This is a genomic window from Stenotrophomonas sp. STEN054 (genome assembly GCF_056854535.1).
On sequence record NZ_JBXFWG010000005.1, the window covers coordinates 35,896 to 59,872 of the forward strand.

Here is a 23,977-nt window from a genome sequence, read left to right on the forward strand (position 1 = left end):
TCGTGTCATCAGGAGAGAAGCAATTGAGTACCAGCGTTCAAGCGGCAGCACGTTCAGGCATCGCCTACGAGAACCAGCTCCTGGGTGCCTTCATCTACGCATTGGGTTACGAGAGCGGTAGAACTGGAAAACCCTTGCCTGTGAACCTGTTCCAGCAGACCCCTCTCGACGGCACGTTCGGCGATCTCATCGCGGGGGGGGACTGGTGTGTGGCGTTGGAGTTCAAGCGCAGCTGGCCGGCCGCACGCTCAGAACGCGGAAAGTGGCCACCGGCCAACCTTCAGCGCTACCTGGAGGATAAGCAGATGCAGGATATCGCCAAGAAGGCCCATTTCTTGTGCTTCGGCGCGAAGGATCAAGATGAAGTAACGATTGGTGCAATGCGCTACTCCGCATTCTTGCGGGATCCCGAAGCGAGCAAAGGTCAGGCCAGCAGAGGAACGGCGATGGTGGATCTACTGGTTAACTGCACTGGGCTTGATAGACAAACGTCTCCGCTTGGCGTGGCACCAAAGGTCCTCGAATCCTATCTGAGGCGGCTCAGCGTAATGAGGAAGCTGATGGGAAGCGGAGAACCCCCAGCGCAGTGGCTAGCCGTCGCCAGTACAGCGCAAGGCTACAGAATCCGTTCGGCTGATTCACTGGAGCAGCTCCTTGATATGCCAAGAACCCGCTCATGGGAGAGATCCGCTGAGTTGGGCAGAACGCCCGAGCACAAGAAGAGCTTCGACCGGGAACGGTAGGTCTCCCAATACATTGCCTTGCACCCCTTCGATGACAGTTGATACGCGCTACTCGCAATCGACGACCGCTTCCGGCCAATATCGGTCATTGCCAGCGCCTGAACTAGGCTGTGCCGAGAAGCAGGACAAGGCGCTTGAACCGGTACCTATATTTCACTCAAACTCGAGACGGTAGTGAGCGGCGACGTGGGAAATTTCTGTCGACACAGCAGCGGATTGCACTACAAGGTTATGGCCCTGGCGTTCTGCCTCGCGCGGTTGGCCCAGGCGTCATTGCTTCGCCCGGTCTCGAACCTCGTAACCTACCTCCGTTTGGGCGGAGGTGGTTGCTAATCGCGCCAGGGCCACACCATATCGTCCGTGATTCGGCGCAAGAAAGTCCGCTGCAGGGAGAGACCAGACTTCTCGGCCCCGTGTTTCCAGCGTGGCCGGTTCATGGCCCAGTGCCGGTGCCTGCGGGTCCGCTGCGCCTCATCCACCGTAGCGGCGTCCGCCTCCTCCTGCATCCAGCACAGGGCGCGCCGGTCGGCGCAGTAGTTGAACAACACCCAAGCAGCGAAAGCCTCTTCCGGGTCGTCGCGCCGCCAGTACTCGCGCCACCAATGGCGGGCGCAGGCTTCCATGTAGCGCAAGCGTGCTGCACCCCGACGGACCTCCTGGGCCCACGAGCGCGACGGGCCTTCAGGCCATGCGTCGGCCACCGGCAGCTCGTTGCCGACTAGGAAGCCGCGCAGGACCTCCGCACGCTGCTGGCGCCAAGGTACATGCGAGTTCAGGTCGCGCGTGATCACTGCCTCGAGCCAGGCCATGCCGTCGTTGAGTTGCGCCGCGAGCGCCAGTTCGTACAACTGCGCATCGGTGTTAGTGTGCTCCGGGTCAAGGAGAGCCTCGCGCAGAGCGATGACCTCGGCCGAGGCCGGGACCCGGAACAGCATGTGCCAAAGGTCGGGCAGATTCGCCGTGCCCATAACCCGTGTGCGCATAGCATGGCCCACGGACCGCCATATGCTCGCCCCAAGCTCCGGCTGCGCAATGAGCAGTGCTTCGGCGATCGCCAGGAACAGGCCCTCGGCCAACTGCACGCGCCGCACGAACTCCGCGCTCGAAGTCTCGTGTCCGTCGATCCACCGCGTGAGCAGGTCGGGAGCGTGCTGTAGGATGGCTTGCCCGTCTTCGCGCGTGACGAACTCTAGATACAAGCTGGCACCCTCCTTGCGCGCCTTGGCGACGCGCCCGCGTGCCGTCTCGCTCGCACGCTGGTACGCCTCCTGCTGCGCTGCTTCATCAAACGCGTGCTCGAATGCTTCGGCCGAGTTCGGATCCTCGGGCGGCATGGGTCGAACTGAGTACCACGGCGGTCGTTTCGATGCGTCCGTGCGCTGGACGAAGATCTGAGCGCCGGGGTCGGGGGCATCATGCGGACCACCGGCGAGGATGGCATCCAGCCGCTCCATGGCGGCGCGGACTTCCGAGGCGTCGTTTCCGCGCAGCCGCACGGCCTCCAACAAGCGCCACGGCGCCAGGCGCATGGCAACCTGCTCGAACGGCTGACCGCGTGTGGCCTCGATGAGCGCACCTGATGCCGCGTGCGCCGCGAACGTGTCGCCATGGAGCGTAAAGCCCCAGCCCGCCTGGTCCAAGTGCGTACCAAGGCGACGGGGATCGGCGGCGGACATAACCATGAACGCCAGACGCACGTCGATCTCGTCGGTCGAGTTCGTCTTGTCCAGCAGCCAGCCCCATGCCCTATCGCTCAGCGTCGGTGGCTCGGTGATCAACAGCACCAAGACGTCCTGCTGCTGCTTGGGCGAGCCAAACCGATAGCGCTCGATCAACTGATCGACCTCAGTGCTGTTCATCGGGCACAGGTCATCGGTGATCCTCGTCGCGATGCCCGACAGGTCGGCTTCCACGACCAGCACCGCCTGCGCCAGTGCGTCGAGATCGGTCAGTTCGCTCAGCAGCAACTGCGTCGCGGCATGGGTCTCATCGCCTTCGCGGGGATCGCGTTCGAATGTTCGCAAGGTTCGGGCCGCTGCGGCCTGCGGGGGCCCGTGCAACAGGAGCGCATCAGTCTGGTGCCAGGCGCTCGCGGCGCGTGCAACCACAGTCATCGGAGCCCGCGTCACCAGTTTGCGATGCAAGTCCGCCAGCACCCGCGGCGCGCAGCGCGCCAGGACCGCCTGCTGCTCATCGAAGCTAATGTCTTCGCGGGTCGCGTAAGGGCCGGTTCGCATGTCGACCAGCGGGAACTCGCGCGCCGCGTCGGCGACGGCTTGGCAGAAGGCGGCGGGTGGCTCGAAACTCGGATCGAACCACACGTCATCGCATTTGCGCAGACGCACGTGCAGCGGCAGGGTCTCATCCACCAGCACCGCTGACACGTGTCGGCGCTCCAGCCGAAAGTATAGGCTTCGGCCGGGATCGGACAGGTAGTGCTCCTCGTACGTAAACGGTCGGCCCATGACCACGTTCAGTGCCGCTGCGGCCTCGTTGTCTTCTTCACGGCCCGACACGTGCAGCAGTAATTCGGTCACCCGCCGCGCCAGTTGCGGATGTACGTTGACTTCAGGCACGCGGCTTGCCATGTCTGCTGCGGCCGCCCGCACGCATTTGGCGACGGGATCGGCATCGACCGAATTGAACAGGTACACCCAGCGCAGCTGGTCCCACGCCCGATGGTTCGAGCCGGCGGCCGCGGCAATGGCAGCCAAGCGCAACGCGGGCACCGCATCGACCAGCGGGTAACCCTCGACCAGGGCGGGCAAGTGGTCTGTCCACTGGCCCTCATCGCGATCAACCAGAACCATCGCCTCGCCCAGGAGCATGATCGGGCCCGAGGCATAGACGCCGATGCGCTCGATCCATCGCTTGCGCCGGTGCGCATCGCCTTCCGCGTCCGGCTCGGAATTAGTGCGCAGGTCCACCTCGCGCGAAATGACGCGCAGCCATTGCTCGGCGCGGACGAATATACGCGCACGCACCGACGTATTGCCGCGGTCAATGCCACGCAGTGCCTCGACCGCGGTGTGCCGGCTGGCCGCGTGGTTGTAGCGATGTGACAGCTCGATCGCATCGAGCAACGCGTCGGGCATTTCAGCCGCCAGCGCCTGCACCTCGGCCTGATGGTTCTCGGCCAAATTCTGCGTTTGCAGCCACGCCGCCGTGAGGACGCCGAGCAAGGGGCGGGGCGGTCCCGACTCGAGGGCGATGGATACGGCGGCACGCAGGATTTCCGGGCGCTGGTCTAGGCCACTGATGGGATCGAGCCACTGCTCGAGTGCGGACTCCAGCGCCTCGCGTGTGGCGTGCGGGCTGGCGGACAGCAACTGCACGGCGGTGGCGCCGAGGGCGTGGTTCACCAGCGAGGGTGTCAGTTGCAGCGTGCCGTCCGAAAGCCGGGTGAAGAACGCGGAATCGGCCAGCTCGCTCAGGCGCTGGTATACCTCCCCTGGGGCTAGGTCCGAGCGTGCGGCGGAATCACTGAGCGCCTTGAGCGAATAGGAACGGTTGCCCTGCTGAAACCCGATGGCCGCCGCGCGCAGCCATTCGGCCCATTCCGGCGCGGAGAACGCCTTGTTTGCCGACGCGCCGGCGCTATCGCTGCCATACTCCCATAACAGCCGATGCAAGGTCACCGCGCCGGCGTCGACGAGCCGCTCGTGGAAGCGGATCACCAGATCGAACAGCCGGGGTATCCGCGCGGTCGTGTAGAGGTCAGGGTGTAAATCCGCGCGGCGCAAGCCGTTCAAAGCGAGCATCTGGTCGAACTCGCCGTCGGGCTTGAGGTCGTATCCCTCCACCTCGAAAGCCACGGCACGATCCACCAGCGACGCGAGCCGCCGCAGCTTGACGTCGAAATGAAGCATGCGAGTGGTCGTGATCGTGCGCACCCGACCGACGAACTCCACGCCCTGCAGGACCTTGAGCAGGCCTTCCCAGTTGGCCTGCGGCTGCTGGCTCATGCCGTCGAAGATCACCAGCAGGACCGGCCCCTCAGCGGGCGGGCGCAGAAGCATACGCTCCAGTCGGGCGCGCCAATATTGCGCATCGCGCACATGCATCATCTCGAGCAAGCGCTCGGCCAAGAAGGACTTGACCTCGTACACCGACCCTAGATCCCGCCCACCTACCGCAGCGGCCGGGATGAGCAAGGTGGCCGGCAGGTGGTTGGCCCGCTCGATCAGCCAATCGATAACCGCCCAAGTCTTGCCCACGCCGAACAAGCCGGTCACGCAGGCCGGCGACGCGGTACCGGTGTGTTCGCTCCACCACTCGTCCAACTGGCGCAACACCTGCGCGCGGTGGATGTGTCGCTTGGCGCCACCGGACACGACTTGGCCGAAGTGAGACTGCGATTGGCGCGGATCGGTCCATATCGAGCGCAGGCGCGCGAACGACTGACGACGAACGACGGCGGTGCCGATGTGCCAAGCGGCCAGATCGCGGCGCAGACGCTCGATCGCCGCGCCCAAGGGCTTTGCCAGCCGGGCGGCCAAGGCACCGGCGGCCGGATCGAGCAGCTTAGATACGAGCGCGGGATTGGAGGCCAGCAGCGCGGCCATGGCAGGGTCGTCGTGAGATTTCCAGTCGACGATCAGGATGGCGATGCCGTAGCCGTTGCCGTGCTTGAACAGCTGCCTCTCGAGCTGCTCATCGGCCTCGCGCGTGGCGGCCAGGATCCACGCCTCCAGTGCCGGGTCCGCCACGATCGCCTGATCGATCTCGCCCAGCAGAAGCCGGTCATTGAGCGAGGTGTCGTCCCGGTAGCGCTTGCATTCGATGCGTAAGAACCGCTCTTGTCGTCCGGTGGTGCCGGCGTCCGCCCCGTACTGGAAGCCCGATTTGGCCACCGCGACCGAGACCCCGACCAGCTCTCCAATCAGCGCGGCGGTCAGGTGCTCCAATCGTGTCGGCGGATCGATGGCCTGCACCAGGGCCTTGAGCTGGTCAAGGTCTGAGGTAAGCGCTACTGCCATTCCCTTTCTCTCGAAAGACGGCGCACCTCGCCGGCACGGTGCCCCCACTCAGTGGGGGCCTCGCACGGACCCCGGCCTAACGTGTGCGGCACCGGAATCTTACTAGAGAATTTCGAGGGCGCGACAGTGCTTGGAGAGCTCCGATGAGGTGGATGAGGGCGCGTCCTGCGTCTCGTGTAGGTCCGATGCGTCCTAATCGCCCTGCTGGAGGTTGCCGTGGGGCTGATGCGCGAGATGCCCAAGAACATGTTGATAGACACGCGTAGCTCCACTCGCCGCGCTAGGCAGAGGGTAATTATCACGCCGCATGCGCCGCTGGCATCTCAAAGTTTGATTGAAGGCGGCGGTGCCGCTTGGATGATCCGCAGCGCGCCTCAAACCGCAGTATGCGATTTTGGTCGAAAGCAGACGTTACCACCTAGCATCCCACCAAGCGGTCTCAATGACCGCTTCCGGCCAGAAGCGGACGTCCATGCGGCACGGTCCTAGCCTGCGCTTGCCCCAACGCCTTGTTGCTTTACCGCTGCACGCCACGCGGGCCACGCCTCGCCGATCACGCCCAGCGCGGACTTTAGGAACAGCAGCGCGATCACCGCGCCTGCTGCGATGTCCGGCCAGCCGCTTCCGGTCAGCGCTACGCCACCGGCAGCCAGCAGCACACCGATGTTGGCGGCGACATCATTGCGGGAGCACTCGAAGGTGCTTTTCATGTTGATATTGAGCGCGCGGAACCGCCACAGCAGTGCCAGGCACGCCAGATTGGCCCCCAGCACGATGGCGCCAAACCCGAGCATCAAGCCGCTGGAAGGCGGCACGCCGTGGATCAGCTTGCCGACCACCTCTACCACAATGAAGACAAAGAAGGCCAGGATCAGCAGCCCCTTGGCGAGGGCAGCACCAGCCTCCCAGCGCGCCCCCCGGTTCACTGCCCACAGGCTCAGGCAGTACACGATCGCGTCGCCCAGCATGTCCACGGCATCGGCCTGCAGGGCACTGGAGTGCGCCACGATGCCCGCACCGAACTCGATGAAGAACATCGCCAGGTTGATGATGAGCACCGCCACCAGCACGCGCCGCTGCGCGCCGTGCAGGGCGAGTGCTTCCAGTTCCTGGCGCTTGTGGCCGCAGCAATGATCCATGGTGCGCTTCTGCTTGAAAACGGATGACGCAACCGTTATCAACCCTGTAGCCCCTACAAGGTCAAGCCCATGCCTGCCCACCTCACCATCGGCCAGCTGGCCCGCCAGACCGGCATCAAGGCTGAAACCATCCGCTACTACGAGAAGATCGGCCTGCTGCAGCCGCCGCTGCGTTCGGAGGGCAACTACCGCTACTACGGCGCCCAGGACCAGCGGCGCCTGTCGTTCGTGCGCCGCGCGCGCGAGCTTGGCTTCTCCATCGAACAGATCCGCGAGTTGATTGCTTTTGGTGAACAGCGCGAGCACGAGTGCAGTTCGGTGGACGATGTGGTGAAAGCGCACATCGCGAATATCACGCGCCGGATCCATGATCTGCAGGCGCTGCAGGGCGAGCTGGAGCGGATGATTGGCAATTGCCCGGGCGGCCGCGTTGCCGAATGCAGGGTGCTTGAAGCCCTCCAGCCCCCGCTAAGAGCAGACCCCTGAGACCGAGGCGTATCTGCACGGTCGGGCAACTTTGGCACCGGGCTGCCTCCACGTTTTAAAGATCCCAGACCGCACTACCGGGCTACTACTGTGCGGTTCACCGCTTGCCCGGCTGGTGCCCTCGCATTGCCCACCGCTCATGATGACGACCATCATGAAGCCATATGTCAGTGCCAAGGTTGTGCAGTCAATGGGGTCAGAGCGTCGCCAGAGACTGCCAAGCCGCACCACCCAACGGCTGGACGACAGCCCATCGCTGCCCGGCGGTCAGCTGTCGTCCATTGGTCAGCTACAGGTAGTCCCGATTGGAACTGGCGTCGAATCCATCCTCTACGGATCGGTGACGCCGTTAGCAGCTCGTTGCTACTTCAGCAAAGGAAGACGTCCGATGTAGTCCATCTTGCCGATACGGACACCCTTATGACGAAGAATCGCGTAAGCAGTCACTGTATGGAAGTAGAAATTCGGAACGGCATGCTGGTGGAAATAGTCCTTTCCGAGAAACGCTCCTGACCAGCCTGCGGGGGAAACAGTCCTCAACTCCCAGCCAGCAAAGTTGCCTTTCTCCATGGATGCCACATATGCAATCGTCTTCTCAATCAGAGCTCTGAGTTCCGGAACACTTCTCTCGGTGTTCGCAGACACTGGCACCTGATTGCCGCTCAAGACCGATACTGAAAGCCTCGCGGTGTCACACGCCATCTGAATCTGACTGGTAAAGGACAACATATCGGGCGCGAGGCGGGAACCCAACAGAACCTCAACATTGAGGTTGTTGGCATCGGCGTGGCTCTGCGCCTTGTCCAAGAGGTGGGACAGAGTGTGAAGCATTTTCTTGAATTGCGTTATCTCTGCAAACATCGTCATTGTCCAAAGTTATGTAGCTGCCTGGGCAGTTATCTCAAGCGAGCGTACTCGCTTGCTGAAGTCAAAAATGTCCGAGACGATCATCAGCTCATCGGCGCCCGTGTCTGCAACCAGTCGAGTGAGTCCAGTGCGGACGGTCCTGGCATCGCCCACAATGCTGCAGCTGAGCATCTGATCGGTCTGCACTTTCTCGCGGCTCGTCCGGTAGGTTTCAATATCGGCAATGGGCGGCTTGAGCAGGCTCGGAATACCCCGAAACATGTCGGCGAACGTCATCTGCTGAGACGTAGCGAGAAGGCGAGCTTCTTCGTCTGTTTCGGCGGCCACGACGTTGACCCCGACCATTGCATAGGGCCTCCGCAGCTGCTTTGAGGGCCGGAAATCTGCTCTGTAGGCTTCAAGAGCCTGATAAAGCGCCTGCGGCGAAAAGTGGGATCCGAAGGCGTACGGGAGCCCAAGTGCGGCAGCCAGCTTCGCCCCGAACAGACTCGACCCCAGGATCCACAGCGGAACATTGGTGCCGGAGCCAGGAACGGCTTCAATTCCTTGAACTGTGCCTCTAGGTGCTAGAAACGCTTGGAGCTCGAGTACATCCTCCGGAAAATTCTCGGCACTGTCAGGACCCCGCCGAAGAGCACGCAAAGTCGCCTGGTCAGTACCGGGGGCGCGACCCAGGCCCAGATCGATACGGCCAGGATACAGGGTCTCCAAAGTGCCGAACTGTTCTGCGATGACATAAGGGGCGTGATTGGGAAGCATCACGCCCCCGGCGCCCACTCGGAGGGTTGTCGTGCCTGCCGCGATGTGAGACAGGATGACCGAGGTAGCCGCAGTGGTGACCGCAGGTGAGTTGTGGTGTTCGGCTACCCACATGCGGCGGAAGCCAAGCCGCTCAGCGTGCTGCGCAAGATTGCGGGCACCGTCGAGAGCCGCGCGGCGATCAAACCCGGCGCGCACCCGACCCAGCTCAAGAATGGACAATGGAATCATTATTGCGGACAGCTCTCAGCGACAAGTTCAGTGCGCGACATCAATCACGACTTTGCCGACGTGCTCACCACTCTTCAGGCGGTGATAGGCGGCCTGGTAGTCCGCAAACGGGAACACACGGTCGAGTACGGGATGCATCTCGTGCAGGGCCATGGCTCGCAACAGTGATTCGAAGCTCGCCCGCGAACCGATCGAAGTGCCGGCGACGCGAAGCGACTTGGCGAGGATGTCAATGGGGGGCAAGCCTCCGCCGAAGCCACTCGTGAAGCCGACGAGCGAAATGTCCCCACCGATCCGGGTCGCAGCCGCTGACTGTACGATCGTCTTCTCGCCCGCGATATCGATGGTCTTGTCGACGCCTTGCCCACCCGTAAGGGCGAGAATCTCCTTGTCCCAGCGCGGGTGGGTCCGGTAGTTGACGACGTCAGCCGCACCCAGCGCTTTGAGCACTTTCGCCTTCTCATCCGACGAGGTGATCGCCAGAACCTTCGCACCGAACATCTTCGCAACCTGGAGCGAGAAAAGTGCTACGCCGCCAGTTCCTTGAACCAGCACCGTTTCTCCCGCTTGCAGAGGCGACGAAAGGTTCAGCCCCGTCCAAGCGGTCACGGCGGCGCATGGCAATGACGCAGCCTCTGCGTACGACAGGTAGTCCGGCAGATGGACAATCGCGTTCTCGTGCAGAAGAATCGCTTCGGCCAGCCACCCGTCCGTCGTCATGCCGAGGCTGTTGGCATGATATTCCGGGCGCGTAGGTCCGCCAATCCAGTGCTGGCAACATGAAGCTGTGACGCGGTCGCCCACCTTTGCTCGCGTGACGGCTCGACCGACCGCAACCACCTCCCCGGCGCCGTCCGACAAAGGGACGCCATTCGGCTTTGTTGGGCCACCATACGCGCCGTCAAGGATCGCCTGATCCCGAAAATTGAGCGACGCCGCGTGTACCTTCACGACTACCTCGTACGGGCTGGGTTCGGGCATCGCTTCTTCATGCAGTTCCAATCCCGGCTTCTCGCCCGTCGTCCAACGCACAGCTTTCATTTTCCAGCGCTCCCAAATGGATGGAAGCAGCCCACATCACCCTGGTGAGGCCACTGCTTCCCAATCACGATATTCGGTGACAACCTTGTGCAACCGAATCTATCGGCGACCACCACACTGAGCAAGTACCTACTTTTTGGTAAGGTACTAACAAAAAGGTAAGCTACATGAAGCCACAGTGGCAGAACGACGATCCCAGCCAGCAGCACATCTGGGCGGCTGCGACCAGTGAGGCCCTACGGGTCCTTGAAGGGAAATGGAAGATCGTGATCATCGTTCAACTATTCGCAGCGAGCGCACCGCTTCGTTTTTCAGAGCTTGAGAAACGCGTTGTCGGCGTGAACCAGAAGATGTTGATCCAGCAGCTCAAGGAGTTGCAGAAGGACGGCATTGTTACGCGCACTGTTTACCCGCAGGTTCCGCCAAAAGTGGACTATGCACTGACCGAGCTGGGCCTCGCACTCGGCCCCGCCATCGAGACATTGATCGACTGGGCATTCCTCAAGTGCAAGATGGCTGGCGGCCACACCAAGGGCGCTTGATCTCGATTTCACGGTTTACCGTGGGGTAGATCTACAGATGTTGCAACGATGCCATTTAGTCCCGGTTGATTGCGTCCGCTTACGGCCAGGAGCGGACGGTCGCGAATCCGGAATCAGGCCGATTCGCGCAGTGAGGTCGGCTTGAATGAGTTGTTAGGCCGCAGCCTACCCGGTTGACTCGCGAACCGGCACTCCTTGATGGATTGCATGCTCAGCCACTGCTCGGTTCAGTTCATCGTCTTCGATAAGGCAGTAGACCCGCCGCAGTTCATTGAGGACTCCGTAACGGACGAATCGTTGGGCCTCCGAACGAATCGTAAGCTGCCGAGAGGCGCACATTTCCTTGAGGCGGCGTGCAATGGAAGACTCGTGCTCTCCAAGGTCATAACTCAACGCCCCCTTCAGTGCCATTACATTGACTGCGGAAGCAGCAGCCAGCTCCGGCAGTACGGCCCTCATGGCCTTCAGGTCCAGGAAATCAGCTCCGTCAGGAAACACTATCGAAAGGTGCTCGCGATCCTCTATGCGGCGATGGACGACCCAGCCCGGATCAGTCCCATCCCAGATGTACTTGAAGCCGGAGAGATCCGTCATGCGGTCCAACTACCTAATGGGCGGACCCGTGAGTCCGGTTATGCGACTTATCCACTAAGCACCGTATGGTGGGGCTTTGCCCTTGATACAGCTCGATCTTAGGCCCGCTGGGTCCGGCTGATAAGCCGGCGTATAACCGGACCCAGCGCTAGGCTCGGCGGCCGCACCAATGACCGCTATGGGTCGCTAGTCGACATTACCACCCTTTGCGCGGGCCGCAGTCGGCCCGGCGTCTGCTTCCGGCCAGAAGCAGACAGCCACCCCATCCCTGATGAATATCCCCAGGCCGCGGCAGACCTCGAGCCTGCTGTGGCCAATTGATTTTGGAGCAGGCCACGCCAATGGCCTAGAGTCCCCCAGGTCAGGGCCTAGCCCGCCTCTTCCAAGACGCCTTAGGTCACGTCAAGTTGATGCATCGTCCACACAGAAAATCCCATGCATCGCGCCCAGCAGTGCTGCAACGCGCGGGTCGGCCATGCGGTAGATGATCGACCGCGATTCCCGTCGGGTAGCTACGAGCTTGCGTTGACGGAGTTCGGCCAGTTGCTGGGAGAGCGCCGGCTGTCGAATGCCGGTGGCTTCTTCCAGTCCGCCCACCGTCATTTCACCTTGCGCAAGCTGGCATAGCAGCAACAGGCGCGAGGGGGTGGCCATGAAGCGCAGCAACTCGGCCACTTCGGGCACGCGCTCCTTCATCGTGGCTAGGTCTGACGGGCTGAATGGGGGGCTGGTCACGGGTATGGGCAACTTGGGCAGGTGATGTGATGCGAAGACTATGGGCGCACGCGTCCAATCTAGCATGCATATATAGTTGCAACGATTACGTAACTATGTAAGTATCAGGCCACGAAGCTTCCTGGAGCCAGTCATGATCCCATCCGTAGCGATAGACGCCCCCCTGGAGCAGGCTGTGCGCCTGGTCAGCGATGCGCGTGCCGGCCTGCTTCCCTCACCTTCCGTAAAGACGTTCTTTGATCCTGCTACGTTCACTGCCAGCCACGTCGTACGCGATCCAACTTCTTCAGCGTGCGCCATCATCGACAGCGTCCTGGACTTCGACATGGCCGCAGGCCGCACGTCCACTTCCTCCGCATCGGCGTTGGTGGACTTCGTGCGCGCCGAGCGCCTGCAGGTGCAATGGTTGTTGGAAACCCACGCGCATGCCGACCACCTGTCCGCTGCTCCCTGGCTGCAGGACCGGGTGGGAGGCGCGCTGGCCATTGGCGAACACATCACCGCTGTCCAGAAAACCTTCGGCAAGGTCTTCAATGCCGGTACTGCATTCAAGCGGGATGGCACCCAGTTCGATCGCCTGTTCGCCGACGGTGCCTCCTTCCGCATCGGTAATCTGCAGGCGTTGTCGCTGCACGTGCCAGGCCATACCCCCGCGTGCCTGGCGTACGTGATCGGCGACGCCGTATTTCCTGGAGACACGCTGTTCATGCCGGACTACGGCACCGCCCGATGCGACTTTCCCGGTGGCTCGGCGCGCCAGTTGTATCGCTCGATCCAGCGCCTGCTGTCCCTTCCCGACGCCGCCCGCGTATTCCTGTGCCATGACTACAAAGCCACCGGCCGGGACCATTTCGCATGGGAAACCACCATCGGTGTCGAAAGGACAACCAACCTGCACGTGCACGAGGGCGTGACCGAAGCAATGTTCGTGGAACTGCGGGAAGCACGTGATGCGACGCTCCCGATGCCGCGACTGATCCTGCCGTCCGTGCAGGTCAACATGTGCGCCGGCCATCTGCCCGAGCCCGAGGAAAACGGCGTGCGCTACCTCAAGCTGCCGGTGGACCTGCTATGACGCTCTCTCATCTGGCTTGGTATTGGCCGCTCGCTGGCGGTGCCATGATCGGAACAGCGGCCGGAGCCTATCTGCTCCTTCTCGGGCGCGTTGCTGGCATCTCGGGTCTGCTTGCCAGGACACTGGGCATGCCGGGTGACGGCGGACGCAGCAGTGCTGCCCTGTTCCTGGCAGGACTTGCCCTGGCGTCAGGCTTGGCGTTGGCGGCCAAACCCATACCCCTGCCGGCGCTCTCCGCAAACGGAGCAGTGGTATTGGTGATTGCCGGACTGCTGGTGGGTTACGGAACCCGCCTTGGCGCTGGCTGTACCAGTGGGCACGGTGTCTGCGGCCTGGGAAGGGCATCGCCGCGGTCGGTGGTGGCGACCTGCGTGTTCATGCTCGCGGGCATGGCCACGGCAACCCTGGTACAGATTGTGGCCGGGGGCCCGGCATGATCCGTCTTGCCGCGTTCCTGTGCGGCGCACTCTTCGGACTGGGACTGGTCGTATCCGATATGGCCAACCCTGCTCGCGTGCTTGCTTTCCTTGATGTGAGCCACGCCTGGGACCCCTCTCTGGCGCTGGTCATGCTGGGCGCACTGATTCCTTCCGGCGCAGCCTACCTGTGGATACGCGCCCGCAGAACACCACTGCTTGCCGCATCGCTGCACATTCCCACCCATCGCGTCATCGATCGGCGTTTGGTGACCGGTGCGGCGATATTTGGCGTGGGTTGGGGACTGGCCGGAGTATGTCCCGGCCCAGCCATCGCATTGCTGGGAACCGGCCAACCCTTCGCGATCATCTTCACCACGGCAATGATCGCAGGCGTGATCCTGCATGGCCTCATTCATCGCCCCACTGCAACTACGGGACAACCATGAACCTCAAGCCACTCTCTGCCAACCTCAAGGTATCCGGTCAGCTCCTGCCAGAGGATATTGAAGCTCTGAAGGAGCAGGGTTTTGCGAGCGTGATCTGCAGTCGGCCCGACGACGAACAGCCGGAGCAGCCCGGTCACCATGCGCTGCAGGCTGCCTGCCAACAGGCGGGCATGCAGTTTGCCTATCTTCCCGTAGTGCCTGGTGTCATTACCGATGATCAGGTGCATACCTTTGCCAAGTTAATCGACGCACTGCCACGCCCTGTTGCCGCGTACTGCAGAACCGGTACCCGCGCTGCGATGCTTTGGGCGCTGTCGGAAGTCGTTCACAACGGAGCGGCGTTTGCCTACGTCCTGTCTGTTGCCTCGGACGCGGGCTATGACCTGTCCTCCATCGCAGCTAGGCTGCAGCAAGGTCCGGCGTCCGGCGACTGACATATGGAAACGCTATCTCTGCTGCAGTGGGTGCGCCTGTCTGGCGTCCTGGTCAGCTGCGTCCTGGGGGGGGCGGTGGTGGCGGATCCATCCTGGCGGTACCACTGATGCTCTACGTGGTCGGAGTGGACGAACCGCATGTGGCAATCGGAACCAGCGCACTGGCAGTTGCAGTCAATCCCGCACTGGTGGCCGCGACGGGAATGCCGATCATCGCCGCAGTCGGAAGCTCGCTCGTCGCCGTCGCCGTCGCCGTCGCCGCATTAGGCATGACCACCGCATTGAACTACGCGCATGCAGGCCTGATCAACTGGAAACTCGCGGCAGTGTTCGTCGTTGCCGGCATGGCTGGCGGTACTGCAGCAGCAGCAACTTCGACGAAGCTTGCCAGCTATCGTGGGGCTCTGAACACGGTATTTGCGGTACTGATCTTCATTACTGCCGCATACATGCTGTGGAAGGTGAACTGACCGGATGCTTGCCAGCCCCGCACTTGAACCGACGCACCAAGGCACGACAGCCGCGCATGTTCTGGGTCCATGCCCTCCATTCAGGCGCGCCGGGTGCGACCACATGTCGCACCGGCTGCTGGCCGCCGGGCAGCCGCCCGGCCTTGCCCTACAATGCGTGGGTGCGCTTCCGTGCCTTCCACCGCAGCCTCAGCCTCATGGCGTTCGTCGCCATGCTGCTCATCGTGCTTGCTCCATTGGTAAGCCGATGGCTCGCGCACGACACGGCAGCAGACCATAGCGAAGCCGTGCACGCGATTGAACATCACCCTTCTGCGATGCAGCAGCATGAGGGTGGCGAGCATCACCACCACGGTACTGGCGACGCGACAGAAATGACGATGTCCGCCGACCACGACCACTCTGCAATGGCTGCACATGCCGAAGTGCGTCCGCTGCAGGGTCACGCCGACAAACCCCGCAACGACCCGCATGCCGGGCACGACATGGGCGTGGACTGCGACTACTGCCTGATCGCGGCGCGCATGGTAAGCCTGCTGGTAGCGCTGTTGCTCGCGCTGATCGGCTGGCGCCCGCCGCACTTTGCCCGCGCCTGGACGCTTAGCTGGGGTTCCAGCATTGCCGTCGGGCACCTCGGCGCCCGCGGCCCTCCCCTGCGCGCTTGATCGTCCGCGCCCGCCGCGCGGACACCCTGCCGATGCCACTCATCGCCTGCGCCTGACTGCGCGGGGCGTAACGGCGTTTCCTGATCTCCGCACTAGCTGGCTTATGCCGGGTGGTGCCGTTTGCTGTGACCATGACCCAGAACCTCACTCGCACCGCGCTTTCGCTCAGCCTCGCCACCGCGCTTGGCTGCCTTTCCCTGATGCCGAGCGACGCATCCGCGCAGGATGGCACTGCACTTACGCTGGGCACCGTACAGGTAACCAACGACGGGGCTTGGGACCGCAACGCCCGCACCGTCTTCAGCTCCGTCGACGTCATTGGCGGCGATCTGCTGCAGTCGCAGCGCGTCGAACATAGCTGGGAGCTGCTGATGAACGCGCCCGGCGTGCAGGTGACCCAGTTCAAGATGGGCACCGACGCAGGGCGATTCTCGTTCCGTGGCTTCAACGGCGAGGGCCGCATCAATGCCGTGAAGCTGCTGATCGATGGCATTCCCAGCAACGACAACGCCGGAGGCATGCCCTACCTGGACGCGGTCTGGCCGCTGGATATCACCGCCATGGAAATCGTGCGCGGCACGAACGACGCGCGCTACGGCCTCAACGCCATCGCTGGCGACGTCAACGTGGTCACCCGACAGGGCGGTAATGACGGCCAGCTGAGCATGACTGCCGGCAGTTTCGGCACGCAGGACCTACAACTGGCCAAAGGCTTCGAGCATGGGGCGTGGTCGCAGAATTACTTCGTCGGCTGGCGGCAGTCGGCCGGTGAGCGTGACCACGCCGACGCCACGCAGCGCAGCTTTGCCGGCAAGTGGTTCTACACCGATCCCGACGGTGCCTGGCGCGGCGGCTTGACGACCCGCTACTACAAGAACTCAGCGCTGGAAGCGGGCTACCTGAGCTACCCGGAACTGCAGGCCGATCCGAAGCAGTCACCCGGTTACGCCAAGGATGACCGCAGCGAACGCGAGACCCGCCAGACCGCGTTGCACTTCGACGGTCGCATCGGAACCGACTGGACCTGGGCCGCCAAGGCTTACCAGAACGACTACCGCAACCAGCGTTGGGTCACCTTTACCGAAGGTGGTGCGCAGCAGGAGCGGTTCAATGATGAAATCCAGCGCGGTCTGATCCTCAATGCCACCTGGCGGCCGGACACTGCGCTGGCCGAACTGGTGGTGGATGCCGGCGCGGATGGTCAATGGCAGGACAACATCGCCCAGCGCTACCGCACCGTGCGGCGTCAGCGCCAGGCCACCCTGCGCGACTGGGACTTCGATCTGGATACGCGCGGTGCCTACGTGCAGGCGGTGATCCGCCCGATCGACCGGCTCAAGCTGGTACCGGCGTACCGCGTGGATCGTATCTACGGCGACTTCACCAACATCTCCTCGGGTAGCTCGGCGCCGGTATACGACTATGGCCTGATCAAGCAGCCCAAGTTCAGCGCTTCCTATGACATCAGCAAGTCGCTGGTGGCCTACGGGAACTGGGGGCGCACCTTCCAGATCGGCAGCGGTAACGGCGCCTATCGCACGCAGGCGGGCAATCTGTCGCCTTCCGTCAATGAGGGCTGGGAAGCGGGATTGAAATGGTCGCCCGTGGCGGGCCTGCAGACCCGCGCTGCCGTGTGGGAGCAGACCGCATCCGACGAGGTGGCCACGATCCTCGGCGTGAACGGAACCATCGGCACCAATGAGGTTGGCAACGTCGGCAAGACGCGCCGCCGGGGCTGGGATCTGCAGGCCAACTGGCAACCGGACGCACGTTGGCGGGCGTGGGCGTCCTATTCGCGGCAGAAGGCCACCATCGAAGTCCCCGATCCAAGCGCACCGGCCACCCGCGGCCGGCAGATCGAGAATGTGCCGAACTGGCTGGCCAGCGCTGGCGTGGAGTTCAGCCCCATGCCGGACTGGACCTTCAGTGCCTGGGGTAACGGCCAGGGTGACTACTACGTGGAGCGCACCAATACGTTGGGCCGCTATGGCGGCTATGCGCTGCTCAACCTGAGCGCCACATACCGGCTGAACCTGCGCAACCAGCTGTCGCTGCAGCTGAAGAATGCCACCGATCGGGCCTATCTGTACGCCTGGTATGACAGCGGATCCTCGGGCTATTCACCTGGCGACGGCCGTGCACTCTATCTGACCTGGACACGGGAGCTCTGAGATGAACGCCACCGCCTCCCCTGCCGTCGCGGACCGGCTGCGCTTCTACCGTGCGGTGTGGCGGTGGCACTTCTATGCTGGACTGTTTGTCCTGCCTTTCATCGCATGGCTTGCGTTGACCGGCGCGGTCTACCTCTACCAGAAGCCCATTGATCGTTGGGTCCACGCGGGACTGAAGGTGGTCGAGCCGGTTGCTGCGCAGAAGGCAGCGCCCAGTGCAGATATCGCCGCCGTGCAGGCTGTGACCGAAGGCGATGTCTTCCGCTACACCACACCGGAACGTGCCGATGGCAGTGTGGAAATCGGCGTCATCGAAAAGGATGGACGCCGACAGATCTACTACGTGGATCCGGGCACGTCGCAGGTGCTGGGCCATCTGCCCGAGAAAGGCACGTTCTCTGGCGTCGTCCGGCGCCTGCACAGTCTGGATCTGCTGGGAGCCTATGCCAGCGCACTGATCGAGATCGCTGCGGGCTGGGCCATCCTGCTGGTCGCCACCGGCGTCTACCTGTGGTGGCCGCGTGGCCAGAAGGGCGGTGTGATCACCATGCGGGGGCAGCCCCGCCAGCGACTGTTCTGGCGGGACCTGCATGCGGTCACCGGGGTCTGGGTCGGTCTGGTGCTGCTGTTTCTGGCAGTCACCGGCATGCCGTGGTCGGTGGTGTGGGGCAAGCAGGTCAACGCCTGGGCCAATGGCCACGACTACGGCTACCCAGCCGGTGTACGCGTAGATGTGCCGATGTCACACCAACGCCTGGCCGACACCACCACCCCAACCTGGTCGATGCAGCAGGCCCAGCTGCCCGTCTCCGACCTGGCCCATGCCCAGCACGCGGTGCGGCCCGGCAGCAACGACGGGCACGAAGGGCATGATGGGCATGGCGGGAGCGCTTCTGGCGAGCTGGCCCCGCAACCGGGCGCGATCGGCATCGATGCAGCCATCCAGGCGTTCGAGCGCTTGGGCCTGGCCCCCGGCTACAGCGTCAGCCTGCCGCGCGGTGCCATGGGCGTGTACACCGCTTCGGCCTATCCAGAGGCGCTGGACCAGCAGCGGGTTGTCCATCTGGACCAGTACAGCGGGAACGTGCTGCTGGACATGACCTACGCCGACTACGGCCCGCTCGGGCGCGGGCTTGAGTGGGGCATCAACGTGCATCTCGGCCAGGAATACGGCACGGCCAACCGCTTGTTCCTGCTGATGGCCTGCCTCGCCATCGTGCTGCTGTGTGCCAGCGGCGCGGTGATGTGGTGGAAGCGTCGCCCGCTCGGCGGCCTGGGCGTTCCGCCTCTCCCACGACAGGGCCGCAGCGTTGCCGGCGTGTTTGCGCTGTTGTGCATCGGCGGCCTGATCTTCCCGCTGGTGGGTGCCTCGTTGTTGCTGGTGGGCTTGCTTGATTTCCTGGCTACCCGTGGCTGGCGTGCGCAGCCGGCACGCTGATTCGTTGTTCAACGCCCAACTGGGCATCGTTTGTTCCCCTGCCTGGAGACATAACCGCATGAACCGTCATTCCCTGAAGTACGTGCTTGCCACCCCGCTGTTGGCGCTCTCCGGTATCGCTTCTGCAGCCGATGCGGCCAAGACGCCGTTTACGGTGCCGGCCCTGCCTTACGCCAGCAACGCACTGGAGCCGGCCATCGATGCGCAGACGATGGAGATCCATCATGGCCGACATCACAAGGCCTACGTGGATAACCTCAACGCCAAGGTCAAGGATTTCCCCACACTGGCGAGCCTGTCGCTGGAGGATATCCAGCGGAACATTTCGACGTACGACACGGCGGTACGCAACAACGCCGGCGGCCACTACAACCACAGCCTCTTCTGGACGCTGATGGCACCTGCCGGCCAGGGCGGCACACCGTCGCCGGCACTGCGCAGCAAACTGGCTGAGACCTTCGGGTCCGAAGAAGCGTTCCGCACGAAGTTCTCGGAGGCAGCCACGAAGATCTTCGGCTCCGGCTGGGCGTGGTTGATCGTCAAGGACGACGGCTCGCTGGCTATCACCACCACCGCCAACCAGGACAACCCACTGATGGATGCAGTTGCCGAGCGTGGCACCCCCGTTCTGGCGTTGGACGTGTGGGAACACGCTTACTACCTGCACTACCAGAACAAGCGGGCCGATTACATCAAAGCCTGGTGGCCGCTGGTCAACTGGAAACAGGTCAATGCCCGCTATGACGCAGCCTCCAGCAAGCGCTGAGTCCCCCTCTGCAACGCAACTAATCAATTAGGCTGCCATGACACCTAGAACCCTGATCAGCACCGCCATCGTCCTGGCACTGGCCTGCGCGGCGCCGTCGGCCTTCGCCGAAGAAGATGCATCGCCGCCCGCGTCGCGTGCGTCGAATGACGCGCCCAGCTGGACGTTGAAGCCGGTGGAAGTGACCGCCGCGCGCGGCACCTATACCGCCTCGGCCACCTCCGCCGCCACCCGCACCGATACGCCCATCACCGAAGTGCCCCAGTCGGTGCAGGTCATCACCAGCACTCTGCTGCGCGAGCAGGACCGGCGCACACTGGGCGAGGCACTGGTCAACGTTTCCGGCGTCAGCCCTACGCGCTCGGACGAGAATCTGTTCATTCCGCCCATCGTGCGTGGGTTCCCCGCCGAGGTCTATCTGGACGGCCTGCCGCTGTTTGCAGGCAACCAGCAGGCCTACGACCCCACCGGCATGGTGGGTATTTCCAGCATCAGCGTGCTGAAGGGGCCCAGTGCGACGCTCTATGGCGGTGGTCTCGGCACGCCGCTCGGCGGCGTCATCAACATTGAAAGCGAACGCCCGGACCCATCGGCGTCCAGCGGCTACGTCGCATTGCGCGGGGGCAGCTTCTCCACCTGGAACCCCTACGCGGATATCAACGTTCCCCTGTCTTCTACCATCGCAGCGCGGATCGGTGCGGAGTACCAGAAGAACGACAGCTGGATCGATGAGGTTCATGGCGAGCGCTGGTCGTTGCAGCCCAGCTTGCTGATGCAGTTGAGCGAGGCGACCGAATTGCTGCTGCAAGGACAGTTCAACCGCCGTCGCGCTCTGGAGTATTCCGGCCTGCCTGCTGATGCGGCCCTGGTCGGCATGCTGGATCGGAACGCCTTCCCCGGCTCGCCTGACGGCCAACCGTTGACCAGCAACGATAGCAAGATGGGTACTGCCACCCTGCGGCATGCATTCTCAGACCGGGCCGAACTGACCGTGACCGCACGCTACTTCCGCGGCAAGGTCGATGAGAGCGGCAGCTTCGTCTTCCCTGGCTTGGCCCCAACGGACACAGTTGCACCGGAGTACGACGTCTTCCCGATCACGATGGTGAACCGCACGAAAGAAGCAACGCTGGATGCCAACCTCTCTGTCAAGACTGACATGCTGGGCGGGGAGCACACTCTGCTGGGCGGCATCAACTACGACTGGACAAGCTTCTACAGTGGCATGGGCCTGTTCATCAGCGATAGTCCTTCCGGGGTGATCAACCTCGCCGATCCTCGTTACATGCTTCGCTATACGGCGCAGTTGCCGGTCAACTCCTACACCGATGATCGCTTCACGACCATTGCCGGCTACATCCAGGACCAGGCGACCTATGGCCGTCTGCATCTGACCGGCGCACTGCGCTGGACGTCGCTGAAGTTCGTCGAGAACAGCAATATCGGCGTGGCCAACGACAAGACCTTCAGCCATGTGTCACCGCATTTCGGGGCAACGTACGACCTTGCCCCCGGCATCGCGCTGTTTGCAGGCTACGCGACCGCCTTCCGTGCACCGTTCGGCTTCATCGGCCTTGCCACGCCAGAGCCTGAAACGTCCACCAACGTGGAAGGGGGCGTGAAGCTGTCACTGCCAAGCCGGGGGCTTTCCGGCACCGTCGCGGTGTTCCGGCAGAAGCGCGAGGACGTGGCGGTGTCGGACCCGAACAACGTGGGCTTCTACATCCAGAGCGGTCAGCAGCGGGCACGCGGGGTGGAAATGGACGTGGTATGGGAACCCACACCGGCCTTCTCGCTGCTGGCCAACTACGCGCACACCACGACGCGGGATGAAGGTGCCTCTCCTGGGGATCGCGTGGCGCGTGTTCCGGACAACAGCGGGCGCCTTGCAGCGCGCTATCGACTGCTGGAGGGGCCGGCGAAAGGACTGGCCTTCGGGGCGGGCGTTACCGCCGTCAGTGCCAGGGAGCTGACCCTGCCCAATACCGTCGCCATTCCCGGCTATGCCGTGTTCGATGCCCAGGCATCCTACGACTTCGGGCGGTTCACGCTCGGACTGTCGCTGGTCAACCTCACCGGACGCAAGGCGTGGGATCCCTCCTCGTACATGGGCTACGCCGTTGTAGCACCCAACCAGCCCCGGTCGGCATTCGTCACGCTCAGGATGGACCTCTGATGGACAACCCTCTCAAGCGGTGGCTCGCTGCCGCCGCCTTGCTGTCGGCCGTTATCTGCGCATCCTCTGCTACCGCATCACCAGCAACGTCGACTGGCAGCGTAGTCATTCCGCTGTATCCGGCTGGCACGTCGCAGCCACTGGCCGTGCAGGAGCTGCACGACACGTTGGATACCGGCGAGACGCTGATCTACGACGTGAGTGAGCCAACCCTGGAGATGTACCGGCCCGCGCCCGGCAAGCAGAATGGAACGGCGGTCATCGTGGTTCCCGGCGGAGGTTTTGTTGCCCTTGGCTATGTCCGCGGCGGCACGGACGTAGCGCGCGCCCTGGCCGAGCGTGGCATCACTGCCTTTGTGCTGAAGCACCGTACAGTGCGCAGCGGCGATGGGCCGATGCGCATTCCGGCGGTGCACATGAAAGAGATGGAGCAGGTGATGTCACGTGCCAAGACGGGCTTGCCCGTTGAGATGCCGCCGTTTGCCGGCGAGCCGAACGCCGTTGAGGACGGAGCGCGCGCCATGGCCATTGTGCGGCAGCGTGCCGGTGAGTGGGGTGTCATCCCAGGCAGGGTGGGGATGATAGGCTTCTCCAGCGGCGCTTACCTGGCTGCAGATCTTGCCATCGGTCCCAAGGCCACACGTCCGGACTTCGTAGGTCTGATCTACGGCGGCCTGCGCACACCTGTGCCAGCAGATGCGTCGCCGGCATTCATCGCTGGCGCTGCTGACGACGATTATCAGCCGAATGATCCCATCCTGCTCTACAGCGCATGGCGTGGTGCGGGTGTACCTGCGGAGCTGCATCTGTACGAACGTGGGGGGCACGGCTTTGACCTTCAGCCGAAGGGCATGACCAGCGATCTCTGGTTCGGTCAGTTCATTGCCTGGATGCAGGTGCGGGAGCTGATGCCAACGTCGGGGAGGTAAGGGCCCTGCAACGCATCCTTGCAAAGAAGCTTTGGAAATCCCGCAAGGACTGGGCCGTGATCATTTGGGTGATGGTGCACGCATCTGGCGCACTTCTGCTCCGAAACTGCCATCAATCTAACCCCGATAGATCCTTCCGTGAGCTGCGCCAACGATGCCCGCGTCTTGATCCGGCCAGACTGAGCTGATGCCGCAAGGGGAGGCACGCTAGGTGCTCTTTAACTGGAGCATCCCATGTCATCTCACTTCACGCCGTGGAACAAAGGAAGCTGGTCGGTCAGAAGGCACTGCTCAGGCTTAGCGACATTTGGTCGATCAGAGTGCGCCTGCAAGTTGCAGGCCGCACTCGTGATCTGGCGCTGTTCAACCTAGGGATCGACTCGAAGCTAAGAGCCTGCGATCTAGTCAGCCTACGGCTTCGAGACGTGTCGCATGGCTCGGCCATCGACAGGAGGGCGATCGTTTTGCAGCGCAAGACGGGGAGATCAGTTCACTTTGAACTGACGGAGCTTACGAGATCTGCGCTCGCCGACTGGGTCCGAAAAGCTCAGCTATGTTCGGCATCTTACTTGTTCCCTGGGCTGAGGGATGGCCACCTCTCAACGCGACAGTACGCACGCATTGTGGGCTCGTGGGTTACAGCTATTGGACTCGACCGCAACAGCTACGGTACCCACAGCATGCGACGGACCAAGGCATCGCTGATATATCGCCGGACCAAGAATCTCCGCGCAGTTCAGATCCTGCTGGGCCACACCAAACTTGAGAGCACTGTGAGGTACTTAGGGATTGAGGTTGAAGACGCATTGGAACTCGCGGAGCAAACAGAGGCCTAGGGGGAGAGTATCTAGAGGAACCGCGGCCTGCTCAGG

21 protein-coding genes and 1 pseudogene are annotated in these 23,977 nt (G+C 63.0%); 15 read left to right on the forward strand and 7 right to left on the reverse strand.

The window, feature by feature from the left end; all coding sequences use genetic code 11:
• Positions 1–23 precede the first annotated feature (23 nt).
• A complete protein-coding gene (locus AC1VXD_RS03030; protein WP_482990767.1) occupies positions 24–743 on the forward strand; it encodes a hypothetical protein in 720 nt (239 codons plus the stop codon).
• A 329-nt stretch (positions 744–1,072) separates the two neighbouring features.
• Here the strand turns inward: AC1VXD_RS03030 and AC1VXD_RS03035 are convergent, their stop codons facing one another.
• Entirely contained in the window at positions 1,073–5,722 is a 4,650-nt protein-coding gene (locus tag AC1VXD_RS03035) for a hypothetical protein (protein ID WP_482990768.1), read from the reverse strand.
• Positions 5,723–6,207: 485 nt separating this feature from the next.
• A complete protein-coding gene (locus AC1VXD_RS03040) occupies positions 6,208–6,903 on the reverse strand; it encodes a cation efflux transmembrane domain-containing protein (RefSeq protein WP_482990769.1) in 696 nt (231 codons plus the stop codon).
• 27 nt (positions 6,904–6,930) lie between these two features.
• Here AC1VXD_RS03040 and AC1VXD_RS03045 point away from each other — a divergent pair, with 27 nt between their 5' ends.
• The gene (locus tag AC1VXD_RS03045) at positions 6,931–7,347 is read left to right on the forward strand and encodes a MerR family transcriptional regulator (protein ID WP_482990770.1); all 417 of its coding nucleotides are present in this window, start codon (positions 6,931–6,933) and stop codon (positions 7,345–7,347) included.
• 363 nt (positions 7,348–7,710) lie between these two features.
• Here the strand turns inward: AC1VXD_RS03045 and AC1VXD_RS03050 are convergent, their stop codons facing one another.
• From AC1VXD_RS03050 to AC1VXD_RS03060, 3 genes are read right to left on the reverse strand one after another with little or no spacing between them, the layout of a single operon-like run.
• Positions 7,711–8,208 carry a DUF1993 domain-containing protein gene (locus tag AC1VXD_RS03050; RefSeq protein WP_482990771.1) on the reverse strand — a complete coding sequence of 166 codons (498 nt, stop codon included), beginning with the start codon at positions 8,206–8,208 and terminating at the stop codon, positions 7,711–7,713.
• 15 nt (positions 8,209–8,223) lie between these two features.
• Complete coding sequence (locus tag AC1VXD_RS03055) at positions 8,224–9,204, reverse strand: LLM class flavin-dependent oxidoreductase (RefSeq protein WP_482990772.1); 981 nt, start codon at positions 9,202–9,204, stop codon at positions 8,224–8,226.
• A 27-nt stretch (positions 9,205–9,231) separates the two neighbouring features.
• Positions 9,232–10,245, reverse strand: coding sequence for a zinc-dependent alcohol dehydrogenase family protein (locus AC1VXD_RS03060; protein ID WP_482990773.1), 1,014 nt, complete (start codon positions 10,243–10,245; stop codon positions 9,232–9,234).
• A gap of 167 nt (positions 10,246–10,412) precedes the next feature.
• Between AC1VXD_RS03060 and AC1VXD_RS03065 the strand changes: the two genes are divergently transcribed.
• Positions 10,413–10,787 carry a winged helix-turn-helix transcriptional regulator gene (locus AC1VXD_RS03065; protein ID WP_482990774.1) on the forward strand — a complete coding sequence of 125 codons (375 nt, stop codon included), beginning with the start codon at positions 10,413–10,415 and terminating at the stop codon, positions 10,785–10,787.
• Between the two features lie 165 nt (positions 10,788–10,952).
• Here AC1VXD_RS03065 and AC1VXD_RS03070 read toward each other — a convergent pair whose 3' ends face one another.
• Both AC1VXD_RS03070 and AC1VXD_RS03075 read right to left on the reverse strand, forming a co-directional pair.
• A complete protein-coding gene (locus tag AC1VXD_RS03070) occupies positions 10,953–11,381 on the reverse strand; it encodes a hypothetical protein (RefSeq protein WP_482990775.1) in 429 nt (142 codons plus the stop codon).
• Positions 11,382–11,783: 402 nt separating this feature from the next.
• Complete coding sequence (locus AC1VXD_RS03075; RefSeq protein WP_312383068.1) at positions 11,784–12,077, reverse strand: metalloregulator ArsR/SmtB family transcription factor; 294 nt, start codon at positions 12,075–12,077, stop codon at positions 11,784–11,786.
• 172 nt (positions 12,078–12,249) lie between these two features.
• Between AC1VXD_RS03075 and AC1VXD_RS03080 the strand changes: the two genes are divergently transcribed.
• The 12 genes and pseudogenes from AC1VXD_RS03080 (at position 12,250) to AC1VXD_RS03135 (ending at position 23,941) form a co-directional block, all read left to right on the forward strand.
• Entirely contained in the window at positions 12,250–13,191 is a 942-nt protein-coding gene (locus AC1VXD_RS03080) for an MBL fold metallo-hydrolase (protein ID WP_482990845.1), read from the forward strand.
• Entirely contained in the window at positions 13,188–13,628 is a 441-nt protein-coding gene (locus tag AC1VXD_RS03085; RefSeq protein WP_482990776.1) for a YeeE/YedE family protein, read from the forward strand. The genes AC1VXD_RS03080 and AC1VXD_RS03085 overlap by 4 nt, the downstream gene beginning before the upstream one ends.
• On the forward strand, positions 13,625–14,056 hold the full coding sequence (locus AC1VXD_RS03090; protein WP_482990777.1) for a DUF6691 family protein: 432 nt from the start codon (positions 13,625–13,627) through the stop codon (positions 14,054–14,056). Before AC1VXD_RS03085 ends, AC1VXD_RS03090 begins: the two co-directional genes overlap by 4 nt.
• Positions 14,053–14,490, forward strand: a complete 438-nt coding sequence (locus tag AC1VXD_RS03095) for a protein tyrosine phosphatase family protein (protein WP_482990778.1) — start codon at positions 14,053–14,055, stop codon at positions 14,488–14,490. The genes AC1VXD_RS03090 and AC1VXD_RS03095 overlap by 4 nt, the downstream gene beginning before the upstream one ends.
• 3 nt (positions 14,491–14,493) lie before the next feature.
• Positions 14,494–14,960: pseudogene (locus AC1VXD_RS03100) on the forward strand (hypothetical protein).
• Positions 14,961–15,016: 56 nt separating this feature from the next.
• Positions 15,017–15,625: a DUF2946 family protein gene (locus AC1VXD_RS03105; protein ID WP_482990779.1), complete on the forward strand. Its 609-nt coding sequence runs from the start codon at positions 15,017–15,019 to the stop codon at positions 15,623–15,625.
• A gap of 200 nt (positions 15,626–15,825) precedes the next feature.
• The gene (locus AC1VXD_RS03110; protein ID WP_482990846.1) at positions 15,826–17,796 is read left to right on the forward strand and encodes a TonB-dependent receptor; all 1,971 of its coding nucleotides are present in this window, start codon (positions 15,826–15,828) and stop codon (positions 17,794–17,796) included.
• Between the two features lies 1 nt (position 17,797).
• Positions 17,798–19,234 carry a PepSY-associated TM helix domain-containing protein gene (locus AC1VXD_RS03115; protein ID WP_482990780.1) on the forward strand — a complete coding sequence of 479 codons (1,437 nt, stop codon included), beginning with the start codon at positions 17,798–17,800 and terminating at the stop codon, positions 19,232–19,234.
• A 58-nt stretch (positions 19,235–19,292) separates the two neighbouring features.
• Positions 19,293–20,000 (forward strand): superoxide dismutase, encoded by a 708-nt coding sequence (locus tag AC1VXD_RS03120; protein WP_482990781.1) that lies wholly within the window; start codon positions 19,293–19,295, stop codon positions 19,998–20,000.
• A gap of 37 nt (positions 20,001–20,037) precedes the next feature.
• Positions 20,038–22,176 (forward strand): TonB-dependent siderophore receptor, encoded by a 2,139-nt coding sequence (locus AC1VXD_RS03125; RefSeq protein ID WP_482990782.1) that lies wholly within the window; start codon positions 20,038–20,040, stop codon positions 22,174–22,176.
• Positions 22,176–23,105 carry an alpha/beta hydrolase gene (locus AC1VXD_RS03130; RefSeq protein ID WP_482990783.1) on the forward strand — a complete coding sequence of 310 codons (930 nt, stop codon included), beginning with the start codon at positions 22,176–22,178 and terminating at the stop codon, positions 23,103–23,105. Before AC1VXD_RS03125 ends, AC1VXD_RS03130 begins: the two co-directional genes overlap by 1 nt.
• A 320-nt stretch (positions 23,106–23,425) precedes the next feature.
• Complete coding sequence (locus tag AC1VXD_RS03135) at positions 23,426–23,941, forward strand: tyrosine-type recombinase/integrase (RefSeq protein WP_482990784.1); 516 nt, start codon at positions 23,426–23,428, stop codon at positions 23,939–23,941.
• Positions 23,942–23,977: the final 36 nt, after the last annotated feature.

Bases quoted from the DNA above. Each gene is read 5' to 3' on its own strand.
- AC1VXD_RS03060 (WP_482990773.1), bottom strand. From the start codon at position 10,245: ATGAAAGCTGTGCGTTGGACGACGGGCGAGAAGCCGGGATTGGAACTG.
- AC1VXD_RS03050 (WP_482990771.1), bottom strand. From the start codon at position 8,208: ATGTTTGCAGAGATAACGCAATTCAAGAAAATGCTTCACACTCTGTCC.
- AC1VXD_RS03130 (WP_482990783.1), top strand. From the start codon at position 22,176: ATGGACAACCCTCTCAAGCGGTGGCTCGCTGCCGCCGCCTTGCTGTCG.
- AC1VXD_RS03125 (WP_482990782.1), top strand. From the start codon at position 20,038: ATGACACCTAGAACCCTGATCAGCACCGCCATCGTCCTGGCACTGGCC.
- AC1VXD_RS03120 (WP_482990781.1), top strand. From the start codon at position 19,293: ATGAACCGTCATTCCCTGAAGTACGTGCTTGCCACCCCGCTGTTGGCG.
- AC1VXD_RS03065 (WP_482990774.1), top strand. From the start codon at position 10,413: ATGAAGCCACAGTGGCAGAACGACGATCCCAGCCAGCAGCACATCTGG.
- AC1VXD_RS03035 (WP_482990768.1), bottom strand. From the start codon at position 5,722: ATGGCAGTAGCGCTTACCTCAGACCTTGACCAGCTCAAGGCCCTGGTG.
- AC1VXD_RS03055 (WP_482990772.1), bottom strand. From the start codon at position 9,204: ATGATTCCATTGTCCATTCTTGAGCTGGGTCGGGTGCGCGCCGGGTTT.
- AC1VXD_RS03110 (WP_482990846.1), top strand. From the start codon at position 15,826: ATGCCGAGCGACGCATCCGCGCAGGATGGCACTGCACTTACGCTGGGC.
- AC1VXD_RS03095 (WP_482990778.1), top strand. From the start codon at position 14,053: ATGAACCTCAAGCCACTCTCTGCCAACCTCAAGGTATCCGGTCAGCTC.
- AC1VXD_RS03115 (WP_482990780.1), top strand. From the start codon at position 17,798: ATGAACGCCACCGCCTCCCCTGCCGTCGCGGACCGGCTGCGCTTCTAC.
- AC1VXD_RS03085 (WP_482990776.1), top strand. From the start codon at position 13,188: ATGACGCTCTCTCATCTGGCTTGGTATTGGCCGCTCGCTGGCGGTGCC.
- AC1VXD_RS03045 (WP_482990770.1), top strand. From the start codon at position 6,931: ATGCCTGCCCACCTCACCATCGGCCAGCTGGCCCGCCAGACCGGCATC.
- AC1VXD_RS03070 (WP_482990775.1), bottom strand. From the start codon at position 11,381: ATGACGGATCTCTCCGGCTTCAAGTACATCTGGGATGGGACTGATCCG.
- AC1VXD_RS03080 (WP_482990845.1), top strand. From the start codon at position 12,250: ATGATCCCATCCGTAGCGATAGACGCCCCCCTGGAGCAGGCTGTGCGC.
- AC1VXD_RS03075 (WP_312383068.1), bottom strand. From the start codon at position 12,077: ATGAAGGAGCGCGTGCCCGAAGTGGCCGAGTTGCTGCGCTTCATGGCC.
- AC1VXD_RS03105 (WP_482990779.1), top strand. From the start codon at position 15,017: ATGTTCTGGGTCCATGCCCTCCATTCAGGCGCGCCGGGTGCGACCACA.
- AC1VXD_RS03090 (WP_482990777.1), top strand. From the start codon at position 13,625: ATGATCCGTCTTGCCGCGTTCCTGTGCGGCGCACTCTTCGGACTGGGA.